This window comes from Amycolatopsis sp. NPDC049688 (assembly GCF_040674975.1).
Taxonomy (GTDB): Bacteria; Actinomycetota; Actinomycetes; order Mycobacteriales; family Pseudonocardiaceae; genus Amycolatopsis.
On the sequence record NZ_JBFANY010000019.1, the window covers coordinates 141,948 to 154,973 of the forward strand.

The window sequence follows — 13,026 nt, forward strand, 5'->3', positions numbered from 1 at the left end:
GACGTCGGAAAGGGAGTCAGCTGCGGCCGAAGCAGACGAACGGCATCAGCGGTTCCGCCTGCGCCGCGTCCGCCAGGGCCCGCGCCGGGGGCGTGCCCACCGACAGGGCCTTGTGGAACGCCAGCATCACGCCACCCGCGGTCCGGTCGTCGACCCGGGCCACGCTCGAAACCACCGTGCGGCTGCCGCCGTAGAGCAGCGCCGCCGTGAACCCGAGGACCTCGTCGCCCGCGCGGACCACCGCCTGGCCGACGTCGCACGACGACAGCACCACCTGTTCGGGTGCCGTCGCGAGCTGCTGGACGTCGTAGGCCATCAGCGGCCCGTCGGCCAGGTTGAGCCGCGAGAACAGCACGTTCTCCTGCTCGTGGTGGCCGTGGGCGGCGAAGTGGGCCAGCCGGCAGCCGTCGAATGCCTTGAGCGTGGCCGCGACCGTGGCGTCCGGGCCGGTCAGCACCTCGGCGTCCGGGTACAGCGACGCCAGCCGGGCGACCTCCACGTCGGCGTGGGCGAGGTCGGAACCCGCGACGAGCAGCGGCGCCCCGGTCGCCCGGCCGGCCCGGTGCCCCGCGTCGAGCCAGGCCGACGACGACGGCGTGACCGTCACCGGGCGGCCGCGCAACGTCGGCAGCAGCCCCCACGGGATCGCCGAAAGCGCGCCGGTCGGCACGACGACGACGTCGAGGTCGCCGAGCCGGGACGACAGGGGGGCCAGCAGGATCGCGTCCAGCGCGGTCACCTGCGTCCGCACCGACCGGCGGATCACCTGGTCCAGCTGCGGTGGCAGCTGCCGCCCGCACAACGCGTCGAGGTCGCTGTGCAGCCGCGCGACCGGCTCCGCGACGGCGGACGCCGGGCCGAGCTCGATCAGCGCCACCCGGTGGTTCGCGATCACCTGCGCGCACAAGGCGCCGCGGTCGGCGAGGAAGCACACCATCGCGCTGCCGGTCGCCGCGAGCTCGTCGCCGACCTCGCGCAGCTTCGCCTCCGAGTGCTCGGCGTCCACGCCTTCGGCCTGCCAGCCCTTGGCGCGGATCTCCCGTTCCAGCGCGGCACACCGCTTCACGGCCTGGGTGTCCGGCTTCCCGGACAGCTCGCCCGCGCGGATCTGCATCGAGAGGAACCGCAGTTCGGCGACGGCGTCGACGGTCTCCGGGTGCGCGGGCGGGCGCACCGGCCGGAACCGGAACGCCTGCGCGCGCGACCGGTCGAGCCAGCGGAACACCACGCCGGGCGAGCGCTGGGCCAGCGCGGCGGCGAGCCCCGCGGCGGCGAGTTCCTTGCCCAGCGACGTCGTCCCGGTCTGCAGGTCGACGCTGCCGAACCGGCTGCGGTGCCGCTGCAGCTGCGTCAGCCCGGCCCGCGCGTTCGCGAACGTCACGCGCCGGTGGCCGCTCGCCGCCCCCAGTTCGGCCAGCGCGAGCCGCCGCACCAGGCGGTTCTCCAGCGGCGCGGTCCGGCGGTCGCGCGGGGCGATCCCGGCGCGGGCGCCGTCCAGGTCGCCCAGCGCGATCCGGGCCCGCGCGGCCAGCAGCGCCGCGATTTCCGCGTCGTTGCGCAGGCCCAGGCCGGTGAGGCGGTCCGCGAGCGCGGTCGCCTCCGCGCCGATCCGGGCGATCCGCCGCCCGGCCGCGAAGTCCGCGCGCAGCACGGTCAGCTGCGCCACCGCGGCCCAGGTTTCGTTGCCCCGGCGGCGAAACCGGCGTTCCGCGCGGCCGGCCCAGCTGCGCGCGGCGGCCGGATCGCCGCTCGCCAGCGCGGCCAGCGCCCGGGTCAGCTCGGCTTCGGCGTGTTCCTGGTTCATCCGCAGCCGCGGGAACTGCTCCAGCGCCGCGTCCAGTTCGGCGGCGGCCTCGTGCGGGAGGCCGGCGGCGAGCAGCGCCCGCGCCTTGTCGACGGCGAGCACGGGCAGCATCCCGACGCTCTGCTCGGCGTAGAACCCGCTCGCCGCGTCGAAGTCGCGCAGCGCGCCCGGGATGTCGCCGGTGAGCACGCGGGCCTGGCCACGGCCGTGCGCCGCCTTGGCGAAGATCCGGGCGAGGCCGTCCTCTCCGGGGTGGCCGGCGCCGATCTGCTCGCACTGGTCGAGATCGGCGAGCGCCAGCCGGACGCGCCCGGCGTACTGGTGCAGCATCGCGCGGTTGAGCAGCGTCCGCGCGAGCACGACGAACTCGCCGGCCTGCCGCAGCAGCGGGATCGCCTCGTCGAAGCAGGTGAGGGCTTCGTCCATCCGGCCGATCAGGATGAGCACCAGACCGCGCTGCTGCCGCAGGATCCCGCGCCCGGCGTCCGACACGAGCACGTCGGCCTCGTCGAGCAGGGCGAGCCCGCGGGCGCTGTTGCCCAGCGCGGTTTCGACGGCCGCGTACGTGCCGAGGACGCGCGTCGCGAGGTCCGGCCAGGCCGGCCAGTCCGGCGGCGGTTCCGCGGCCGGCAGCCCGAGCAGCCGCGCGGCGGAGCGGATCAGCCGCCCGCCGACCACCGGCTGGCCGTCGTTGGTCGCCGCGACCGCACGCCGGTGCAGCTCGCGGACCCGGTCTTCGACCGTCGGGGACGCGACCACGGGCTGCCCTTTCGGCCGGGGAACGCCCCGGATCGTACCTCCGCGCCGGAGGTACCAGGCAGCTTCGGAATCAGAGCTCGATCGCGGGTGTGCTCACCGTCCTCGACCGGCCGAGGGTGCGCACCAGGACCTGGACCATCCCGTGCGGCACGCCGCTCACCGCGAACCGGCCCTCCTCATCCGACGTCGTCGTCAGGGGGCCGTTCGCGGTGCGGACCTCGATCGGGTGCTCGGCGGGCGGGGTGAGCCAGCCGTCCAGGCGGATCGTCCCGCCCGGTGCCGGGCTCACGTTCACCATGATCGTCAGGCTTTCGCTGTCGAACGTGATGAGCCGTCCCTGTTCGGCGGCGCTGCGCGTGATCGCGAGCCCCTCCTGCTCCCGGATGCGCATCACCTCCAGGTCGACGTCCTCCAGCTGGATCGCGAACCGGATCTGGTCCACCAGCGTGGCGGGCATCGGGTCGGCGTCTTCCCACAGCTCGCGCACGCCGGCCAGCAGCCGGAAGTCGAGCTCGTCCAAGGGCTCGTCGGCGCCTGGTGGTTCGACGGTGGTCACAGCCAATCTCCTTCGCCGTTGGCGAGTAGCTGCTCGCGCAGGCGCGCGAGACAGCGTCCCCTGGTCGGGCCGATACTCCCCCTCGGCATCCCCAGCCGGGCGCCGACTTCGGCGTAGTCCGGCCGGTGCACGAACGCCACGATCCGCAGCAGGCTGCGGCAGCGTTCGGGCAGGTTGTCCACCGCGCGCCACAACCGCGCGCGCTGGTCGTCGCGCAGCACCCCCTCCTCGGGTGCCGGTGACGCTTCGGTCAGCCGCTCCGGGAGTTCCGGCAGCGGCCGTTCGACCTGGCGGCGTTCCCCCGTGCGCCAGGCCTCCCGTTTGGTGACGGTGATCAGCCAGCCGGTCAGCGCGACCGGCGAGCGGATCTCCGCGAACGAGCCGAGCAGCCGCAGCCACGCCGTCTGCACGACGTCACCCGCCTGGTCGGCGTCGAGGCCCTGGTCACGCGCCACCTGCCAGAGCAGCGGCGTGAGCAGGGCGACCAGCTCGTCCAGCGCCGCGCGGTCGCCCTCCCGCGCGGCGCCGAACAGGGCCGCCACGCGGCCGTGGTCGGTCTTGGCCACGTTCACAGCGAGCCCAGCGCGGTCCAGGCCCGCTTGACGACGGTTTCGCGGTCGACCGTGGCGAGGTCCCCGGACTGCAGCAGCGCCTTGCCGAGCTCGGCGGCGGCGAGCGGCGCGGCGAACGACGTCCCGTCCCAGACCGCGAAGCCGGCGCTGTAGTCGTCGGGGTCGAAGGAGTTGCGGCCGAGACCGGGCACCTCGTGGTCGGCGGCCGCGCTGCCGTGGACGTCGGTCGGGTACGTGCTGACGACGCCGGCGCCGGTCGCCCAGCAGCGCACCCACGGGCCTTCGTTGGAGAACAGCGCCTTGCTGGCGGCGACGTCGGGGTTGAGCGCGCCGACGCTGATCACCTGCGGCCCGCAGCCGCTGCCGAGCGGCTGGTCGGCGAAGGCCGCCGGGTAGAACCGGCGCGTGGTGGCGTCGTTGCCCGCGGCCGCGACGACGAGCACGCCGAGGCCGAGCAGCTCGGCGATCGCCGAGCCGAACCGGCCGGTGAAGGCGACGTCCGCCGGGTCCTCGACGTAGTAGCCCATCGAGATCGAGACGATGTCCACCAGGTCCTGCGGGCGGTTGTGCGCCTGCGCGTTCCGGACGCGGTCGGCGAGGAGGTGCAGCGCCAGCAGCACGTCGGCTTCGTAGGCGACGCCGTCGCTGTGCACCACGCGGATGGCCAGGGTGTCGGCCTCCGGGCAGGCCTGCCGGATGATGCCGGCGATGAACATGCCGTGCCCGGTGTCGGTGTCGATGTCGCCGATCAGCGGCTGGCCGGTCGACGGCGCGTCCCAGTAGCCGACCAGCAGCTGGGTGGGCACGGTGGTGCCCGCGGCGAGCTGGGCCTGCAGGATCGCGTCCTGGATGTCCGGCGCGACGGCGAGCCCCGAGCCGGCGGCCGGCGGGCCGGAGCGGTCGGCCAGCCCGAACCACGGGTGGGGGCCGATCCCGGTGTCGAGCACGGCGATCACCGGCCGCCGGTGGGTGAGCTTGCCGCGGTACGGCGGGGCGGCGGACAGCGCCACCGGGATCCGGTTGGCGCCGTGGGTGCGCCCGTAGGAGCTGCCCGCCCCGAACCCGCTGGTCTCCCAGGGCGTGCCACCGAGGCCGCTGGTCTCCCACGGCACCCCGCCGAACACCGGCGTCGTGAACAGCAGGTGCTCGACGGACATCTCGCGGACGATCTCCGGGTCCAGTTCCGGCTGCTCGCCCGCGGCGGCGGACCGCAGCAGCTGCAGCGCCCGCCAGCAGTCGACGACGACCGGGTCGGCGTCTTCGCGCACGTGCAGCAGGGCGCGGACGGGCAGGTCGCCGAGCTCCCGGGAACGGGCGGACGCCTTGCTGTCGCCCTGCTCGGCGGGGGCGGCGTAGAGGCCGATGCGGGCGAGCACGCGGTTGATCGCCGGAAGCGTTTCCTGGTCGCGCAGGTACCGCTGCGGCAGGAGGAACACGCCCGGCCGGTACACGGTCGTGCGCGGGACCGGCTGCCCGGCGGCGACGACGGCCGTCGCCGGGTCGAGCACGCGGGCGCCGTGCCGGTCGAGCAACTGCCTTGGCGGGGCCGGGAGCTCGTTGAGCGTGCTCGCGTCCTCCGCCGCTGCTTCCACGGTCTCGTCCCGCACGAACCTGACGACCATCGGGTCCACCCTCCTGCACGCCATTGATCACCACCGGCACCCGGGAAAGACCCGTGGGCCGTCCCTGGGATACGGCCCGGACGTCACGAATGCGTAACGGCGACGGCAAACGGGTGAACACGTATCTGGCGCCCCCGGCTCACCCACTTGGCCCTCCGGACGTCACGAATCCACGCGGGGAGATCACATGCTTGTGCTCCGGTCGAGCACGCAGGACGCCGCCTTCACGCCGGACCCGGCGACCGGCGGCGGCCGCTTCACGGTGCCACTCGACCTGCCGCCCGGGCCCGGCGGCAGCGCGCCGCCGCTCGCCCTGCGCTACACGACCGGCGCGCCGAACGGCCCGTTCGGCGGCGGGTTCACCGTCCCGCTGCCCCACGTCGGGGTCGCGGACGGCCACCCGCGGTCCCGCACGGCGGGCAGGCTGGTCCGCCGGGGCGACGGCTACCTGCTGACCACCCGCGAGGGGCTGCGCCACTTCCTCGCGCCCGGCGACGGCCCGGCCTGGTACCTCGACCGGACCGAGGACCCGTTCGGCACGGCCGCCACGTTCGGCTGGGCGCACCACAGCGGCCAGGCGTACCTGACCCGCGTCTCCTACGGCCCCTACGAGGTGGAGTTCAGCTACGAGCCGCGGCCGGACGTGCTGCGCTGGGGCCGCGGCGGCACCCTCGTCACGACGGCGCTGCGGTGCACGCGGATCGACCTGCGGGTGCCCGGCAGCCCGCGGCCGCTCGTGCGGCGGTGGTCCCTCGGCTACGACGCCGACGAGGTCACCGGCGCGTCCCTGCTGACGTCGGTGGCGCTCAGCGGGTTCGACACCCAGGGCGCGGAAACCGCCGCACCGGTGCTGCGCCTGGCCTACGCCACCGTCGAGGCGCCGCCGCCGCGGCGAATCCAGCCGGCCGCTCGGGCGCAGTCCGGCGGCGGGGTTTCGCTGCTCGACGCCGTGCCGTACCACTCGTTCGAAGAAACCCCCCGTGCCGGACGGCTGTGCGAGATCGACAACGGGCTCGGGCTCCGCACGGCCATCGAGTACGCGGCCGTCGCCTCGGTGCCGGTGGTCCGGCGGATCTCCCGGCGCGAACCGGCCACCGGCCAGGAGGGCGTGACCGAGTTCGAGTACCACGACAGCCGGTTCCCCGTCTTCGGCCGGGTCGTGGCGGACGAGCTCGGCGACGAGTACGCGCCGACGCTGCGGACCGTGCGCTGGTTCGGCGACGACGGGCTCCTGGCCGGGGAAGAGACCTACGGCCTCGACGGCTCCCCCGCCGCGGGCCGGCCCTACCGCCGGGTCGAGCACCTGCGGCGTCCACAGTGGACTCGATCGGTGACGACGGAGTTCGGGCGGCGGACTTCCCCGGTCTCGGTCACCACCACGGAGACGGCCTTCGACGCGACCGGGAACCCGACGCGCGAGGTGGAGACGACCGAACGGCCCGGGCACCCGCCGCAGGTGCGGGAAACGCGCACGACGTACGCGACCGATCCCGAACACCGGTTCACCGCGTTGCCCGCCCGGATCCGCGAAGTCGACGGGAGCGGGAAAGTGCGGTCCGACACGCTGTTCCGGTACGACGAAGAGCCCGACGGCGTCGCCGGTTCGCACGGTCTCCTCACCGCGCGGGAGGAACTGGTGCTCACCGACGCGCTCGTCGCCGAGGTCTACGGCCGGGTCCCGCCGGACTTCCGGCGCCACGGCTACCACCGCCGTCCCGGCGAAGAGGGCTGGTGGGTGACGACGTTCCACGGGCGGTTCGACACCGTCAACGGTCTGCGCACCACGACGACCGACGCGCTGGGGCACACCCGGGAAGTCCGCTACTCGGCCGACCGCTGCTTCCCGGAGGTGGCCACGGACCCGCTCGGGAACACGACGGTCACGCGCCACGACGTCCGCACGGCCCGGGTGTGCGAGGTGACCGATCCGGCGGGTGCGGTGACCACGGTGACCCACGACCCGCTGGGCCGTCCCGAAACGGTCGTGCGGCCGGGCGACTCGGCGGACCTGCCGACCGTCCGGTACCGCTACGGCCCGGGCCGGGTCACCACCGAGCAGCGCGCGGTGTCCGGCGAGGCGGAGGTGCTGGTGACCGCCGAGCTGCGCGACGGCGCCGGCCGGCTGCTGGAGCGGCGGCACGCCGAGCTCCTCGGCGACGTCGTCGACGAGCGCCACGAGTACTGCGCCCGCGGCCTGGTGTGCCGGACCAGCCGGGGATTCCGCGACGGCGAGCCGCCGGACACCACGGAGGAGTTCCGCTACGACGCCCTGGGCGTACCGCTCACCGGAACCGTCCGCGAAGACCGCCGCGAGGGTGTGCACGACCTGCTCGGGCGGGAGCTGCGCGGCGCGGACGGTGTCGTGCGGCTGCGGGACGCCGCCGGCAACGAGGTCGAAACGCGGTCCGTGGGCGGGCACAAGGTGTACCGCGTGTACGACGCCGCCTGCCGGGTGGTCGCGGTGCTGGTCGACGACCCGGGCGGCACCCCGGTCATGACGTTCACCCACCACGACGGCGGGCGGCCGGTGCCGTTGGAAGCGGGGCCGCACAGCTGCGGGCGGCTGGTGCGCGTCGCCGACGAATCCGGCGTCACGCTGTTCGGCTACGACGCGCTCGGCCAGGTGGCCGAGAAGCGCTGGCGGCCGGCGCACGTGGCCGTCGAGTACCGGCTGGACGTCGTGCGCCGCGCGGACGGCCGGGTGTCCGAGGTGACCTACCCCGACGCCGGCGACGGCCGGCTGACCGTCCACCACCAGTACGACGAGGTCGGCAGGCTGGTGTGCGTGCCCGGCTTCGTCGACGCCGTCCAGTACGACCTGCACGGCCGCCGGGCCGCGGTGCACTACGCGAACGGCGTCAGCGAGCACTTCGCCCCGGAGCACGTGGTCACCGGCCCGGGCGGCCTGCGGCACGCCGTCACGTCCGGCGCCCCGGAGGAACCCCTGGCGGGTACTGAGATCCGCGACGCGTTCGGCCGGCTGCGCGGGGTGCACGGCGACGGCGTCAACGCGCTGTACGGGTACGACCACACCGGCCGCCGGGTCCGCACGCTGGTCACGAACGGCACGCTCATCCACGAGATCCTGGCCCCGGACGACCGGTACGCGATCGAGGACGGGGAGCTCGTGCTGGTCGTGGCGGACACGGTGTGGCAGTACGCGGACGGCCGCCGCCGCTACCGGCACTTCGACGACGACGGCGCCTTGGCCCTGGTGACCGACGAGCGCGGCGCGGTCAGTCCAGTACGGCCAGGTCCAGCCGGCTGAGGCGCTCCGGGTCGGCCAGGATGTCGATCTCGACGATCCGGCCGCCGGCGACCGTGAAGCCCAGCACCGAGAACGGCCGGCCCTCGCGGGTCGCCACCACGCCCGCCGCGCCGTTGACCAGGGCGCGGTGGACCACGCCACCGCCGGCGCCGAGGCGGGAGAACGTCAGGGCCTGGTTCGCGACCGCCGCCGCGCCGCGGACCACGTCCGAGCCGCCCAGGGCCGGGCCGCGGTCGGCGCGCAGCACCACCTCGGGGTCGAGGACCGAGACCAGTGCGTCGAAGTCGCCGCCGCGGGCCGCCGCCAGGAAGGCGTCGACGACTTCGCGCTGCCGGTTCAGGTCGGGGTCCGGGGCGACCGGCGCGCCCTGCACCCGCCGCCGGGCGCGGCTGGCCAGCTGCCGGGTCGCCGCCTCGGACCGGCCGACGATCGGCGCGATCTCCTCGAACGGCATCGCGAACATGTCCCGCAGCACGAACGCCAGCCGCTCGGCCGGGGTGAGCGTGTCGAGCACGACCAGCAGCGCGAGCCCGACGGAGTCCGCCATCAACGCTTCGTGCTCGGGGCCGGCGTCGTCACGGCTGATGATCGGGTCGGGCACCAGGGTGTCCCACGGCTCCTCGCGCCGGGCCTTGCGCGACCGCAGCATGTCGAGGCAGACGCGGCCGACGACGGTGGTCAGCCAGCCCCCGAGGTTCTCGACGGCGGCGCTGTCGCTCCGGCTCAGCTTCAGCCACGCCTCCTGGACGGCGTCCTCGGCCTCGGTCAGCGAGCCGAGCATCCGGTAGGCCACGGAACGCAGGTGGTCGCGGTGGGTCTCGAAAGTGCGGGCGAGAAGCTCTGCGTTCACGGGTTCGTCCTTTCGCGGTGCGATCATCACCCTGACGTACGTGGCCGCAGGTTTGTGACAGATCGGACGACTGTGTGCCGGTGAGCGGCATCTTCCCTTGACGTACGATATATCACCATCCAATCATCGGATCTCTCCGGACGAGGAGGTCCTTTGAGAATCCGACTGCTTGCCTGCCTGGCCGCCGCCATCGCGCTGGTGGCGAGCCTGGTCACACCCGCGAACGCCGAGCTCCACCACCCGCGCCAGGACTGGCTGCGGGCCTCGACGGCCGGACTGTTCCTGCACTGGGGCATGTTCACCGCGCCGCGGCACACCGACTGCGCCGCCTGGGAGCGTGACGTCACCGACGGCGGCTGGACGCCGGGCTACTGGATCGACGAGGCGAAGAAGCTGGGTGCGTCCTACGTCGTCCTCACCACCTTCCACAGCCGGCTCGGGTACGCGCGGCCGTGGCCGTCGAAGATCCCCGGCAGCTGCTCGACGCAGCGGGACTTCCTCGGCGAGCTGATCGCCGCCGGCCGGGCCAAGGGCGTCCGGGTCATGCTCTACATGACCGACGATCCCCAGTGGCACAACGAAACCGGCCACGAGTCGCTCGACTCGGCCGCCTACTCGGCGTACAAGGGCAAGCCGGTCGACCTGACCACCCGGCCCGGCTTCGGCGAGTACAGCTACGACCTGTTCGACGAGGTCATGGACCGCTACTCCGACCTCGCCGGGTTCTGGATCGACAACGACAACGAGTACTGGGAGCAGCACGGGCTCTACGAGCACATCCGCGAGAAGCGGCCGTCCTGGCTGTTGAGCAACAACAACGAGGACACGCCGATCATGGACACGGTCAGCAACGAGCAGAAGACCGGCATGACCCCGTCCTACGACTACCCGCAGGCGGTCTACACGCCGATGCCGCGGCTCACCGAGGCCGACTACAAGCTGCCGACCAACGGCGACTGGTGGTACAGCGGCGGCGACCAGGCCGTCGACTTCCGGCTCTCCACCGGCCGGTACATCACGAACGCGGGCTCGTCGATCAAGTCGCTGATGGCGGAAACCGCCATGCTAAACGGGAAGTTCCCGCCGCAGCAGGAGGCGTTCAACAACTTCATGGCGACCTGGACGCAGCCGATCGAGGAGTCGCTGACCGGCACCGAGGGCGGCGGCTACATGTACGGCGGCATGCAGCCCGGGTTCTGGAACGACGGCGCGCACGGCGTGATCACCGTGAAGCCGGGCGCGAGAACGCAGTACGTGCACGTGGTCACGCGGCCGTCGACGAACCTGGTCCGGTTGCGGGACAACGGCTACCGCGTCACCGGCGTGTCCGACCTGCGCACCGGGAAGCCGATGCGGTTCGCGCAGTCCGGCGGTTATCTGTCCATTCTGGACATCAAAGACTGGGACACCTACGACACGGTGTTCAAAGTGGACACCGCGGGGCAGCAGTACTTCTACGACAAGAGCACGATCAAGGCGACCGCGTCGTCCAACGCGGCTTCGGCGGCGAACCTCGTCGACGGCAGTTACCTGAACTTCTGGGACGCCGGCGGTCAGCTCCCGGTGTCGGTGACGCTGGACCTGGGCCGGAAGCGGTCGACGGCCTACCTGGCGGTGCACGAGCGCGAGTCATCGCCGACGTACGCCCGGGAATCCTTCGGCCGCGCCGAGGATTCCGCGCGGATCAAGGACTACCGCGTCCACGCCAGTGACGACGGCAAGACCTGGCGCACGGTCCGCTCCGGCGCCCTGCCGAGCACCCGCGGCGTCCAGTTCATCGACGTCGGCGAGGTGCACGCGCGGTACCTGCGGCTCGAGGTGCTGAACACCTGGTCCGGGCCGCAGGCCAAGCCGTTCTACCGGCAGCTCGCGCTCGACGAGATCGACGTCGCCTACGGCTACCCCGACCCGCGCGGCGAGGTGCCCCTGGAAGCGGAGTCGTGGCGCAACGGCTTCGAGGGCAAGGCGACGCCGGTGTGGTGCGAGGCGTGCTCGGGCACGAACGCGGTGACCGGCCTCGACCGCGGCGCGGTCGTCTTCCGCGACGTCCAGGTCACGGGCCCGTCCCGGCTGCAGTTGGACACGACCGGGCCGGGCACGCTTGCGGTGAGCGTCAACGGCGCGGCCCCGATCACCGTCGACGCCCCGGGGGCGATCGCGGTGCCGACGATCGCCGGTGCCAACACCGTCAAGGTCTCCGGCACCACCGGCCTGGACCGGATCGCGGTGGCACCCCTGCCACCCGAGTCGTACACGCCGAGGACGACGTTGACCGTCCAGCCCGCCGGCGTGCAATGGGTTTCGCCGGGTCAGCAGTCGCTGCGGATCGACGCGTCGCTGCGGCTGGACGTCGACGACCCGATCGGCCAGGTGTCGCTGGCGCCGGTCGTCCCGGCGGGCTGGACGGTCCAGGGTTCTCCGGTGACCGCACCGGATCTGCGGCTCGGCCAGGTCCTCAGTGGATCGTGGACGGTGACCGCCCCGGCCGCCCAGGACGTGAGCATCCCGGTGACGGCGTCCTTCCGGACGCTCGGCCGTGCGAAGTCGGTGAGCAAGCCGGTGCAGGTGAAGCAGCGGCCGGCGGACCGGGTGTTCATGCGTGAAGCGGAGGACTCGGCCAACGACATCGGCGACGCCGGCGTCACCGGCTGCTCGCCGTGCTCGGGCGGCCAGAAGGTGCGCAACGTCGGGCCGGGCGCGGCGGTGACGTTCCCGGGCGTGACCGTGCCCGCGGCGGGCCAGTACCAGCTGTACCTGGACTTCACCGTCAACGGCGACCGGTCGTACTTCGTGTCGGTCAACGGCGGCGCCCCGGCGGAGGTCAAGGTCAGCGGGGCCGGGAACAACACCCCGTACACCACTTCGGTCCCGGTGACGCTGACCGCGGGCGCCAATACGATCCGGATCGGCAACGACCGGGCGGGCGCCCCGGACCTCGACCGGATTTCACTGGGTTAGCTCCCGCAGCACCCGGGCCGCGTCGATGTCGACGGCGCGGCCCGGGTCCCCGCCCGCGGCACACCAGGCGGCGGACACCCACAGCTCGGCATAGTCACCGCGGTCGATCCGGGGCAGCCGCCAGGTCAGGCGGCCGCCGGTCCGTTCGACGGCGTCCCCGCCGACCAGCCGCGACCAGTACGGCGGCACGTGCTGCCCGGCCCGCGAGCACCGCCGCAGCCGGTCGGCGCTGGGGCCGCCGACGCTCACCACGGCGTCGGCGGTCTCGGCGGTGAAGGCGCTTTCCCAGGTGCGGTCCTCGTGCGGCGCACCGGCCAGCTCGGCCTGGACGACGAACTCGCCGACGTCCTCCCGGGCCAGCACCCGGAGCACGGTGGTCTCCCGGGTCACCCCGGGCAGCCCGGCCGCGGTGGCGCCGGAGACGACGTCGAGCCGCACCGAGCTGTGCCGCCACCGGCACAGCCACGCCCCGGACGCGAGACCCCAGGTGAGCTCGGGTCTGGCGGGCACGTCCCAGCCACCGATGCGGACGGCGAACCGCACGTCCCCGAGCGGGGTGACGACGTCCAGCGCCCGCGGAGCCGTCCGCGACAGGACTTCGGTGTCCAGCATGCAGACATCCTTACCCCGCGGGCCG

8 protein-coding genes are annotated in these 13,026 nt (G+C 73.6%); 2 read left to right on the plus strand and 6 right to left on the minus strand.

What is annotated here, in order from left to right:
* Nucleotides 1-16: 16 nt before the first annotated feature.
* The 4 genes from AB0J55_RS39595 to AB0J55_RS39610 form a co-directional block, all read right to left on the minus strand.
* A complete protein-coding gene (locus tag AB0J55_RS39595; RefSeq protein ID WP_364261066.1) occupies nt 17-2,563 on the minus strand; it encodes a CHAT domain-containing tetratricopeptide repeat protein in 2,547 nt (848 codons plus the stop codon).
* A 70-nt stretch (nt 2,564-2,633) separates the two neighbouring features.
* The gene (locus AB0J55_RS39600; RefSeq protein ID WP_364261069.1) at nt 2,634-3,119 is read right to left on the minus strand and encodes a hypothetical protein; all 486 of its coding nucleotides are present in this window, start codon (nt 3,117-3,119) and stop codon (nt 2,634-2,636) included.
* Complete coding sequence (locus AB0J55_RS39605) at nt 3,116-3,685, minus strand: sigma-70 family RNA polymerase sigma factor (protein ID WP_364261072.1); 570 nt, start codon at nt 3,683-3,685, stop codon at nt 3,116-3,118. The genes AB0J55_RS39600 and AB0J55_RS39605 overlap by 4 nt, the downstream gene beginning before the upstream one ends.
* Nucleotides 3,686-3,687: 2 nt before the next feature.
* Nucleotides 3,688-5,313: a S8 family serine peptidase gene (locus tag AB0J55_RS39610; RefSeq protein WP_364261075.1), complete on the minus strand. Its 1,626-nt coding sequence runs from the start codon at nt 5,311-5,313 to the stop codon at nt 3,688-3,690.
* A 187-nt stretch (nt 5,314-5,500) separates the two neighbouring features.
* Between AB0J55_RS39610 and AB0J55_RS39615 the strand changes: the two genes are divergently transcribed.
* Complete coding sequence (locus AB0J55_RS39615; RefSeq protein ID WP_364261078.1) at nt 5,501-8,581, plus strand: SpvB/TcaC N-terminal domain-containing protein; 3,081 nt, start codon at nt 5,501-5,503, stop codon at nt 8,579-8,581.
* Here AB0J55_RS39615 and sigJ read toward each other — a convergent pair.
* Nucleotides 8,550-9,431, minus strand: coding sequence for an RNA polymerase sigma factor SigJ (sigJ, locus tag AB0J55_RS39620; protein WP_364261081.1), 882 nt, complete (start codon nt 9,429-9,431; stop codon nt 8,550-8,552). The genes AB0J55_RS39615 and sigJ overlap by 32 nt on opposite strands.
* Nucleotides 9,432-9,584: 153 nt before the next feature.
* Between sigJ and AB0J55_RS39625 the strand changes: the two genes are divergently transcribed.
* The gene (locus AB0J55_RS39625) at nt 9,585-12,389 is read left to right on the plus strand and encodes an alpha-L-fucosidase (RefSeq protein ID WP_364261084.1); all 2,805 of its coding nucleotides are present in this window, start codon (nt 9,585-9,587) and stop codon (nt 12,387-12,389) included.
* Here AB0J55_RS39625 and AB0J55_RS39630 read toward each other — a convergent pair.
* Nucleotides 12,378-13,001 (minus strand): hypothetical protein, encoded by a 624-nt coding sequence (locus tag AB0J55_RS39630; RefSeq protein WP_364261087.1) that lies wholly within the window; start codon nt 12,999-13,001, stop codon nt 12,378-12,380. The two genes, AB0J55_RS39625 and AB0J55_RS39630, sit on opposite strands and share 12 nt — an antisense overlap.
* Between the last annotated feature and the right edge of the window lie 25 nt (nt 13,002-13,026).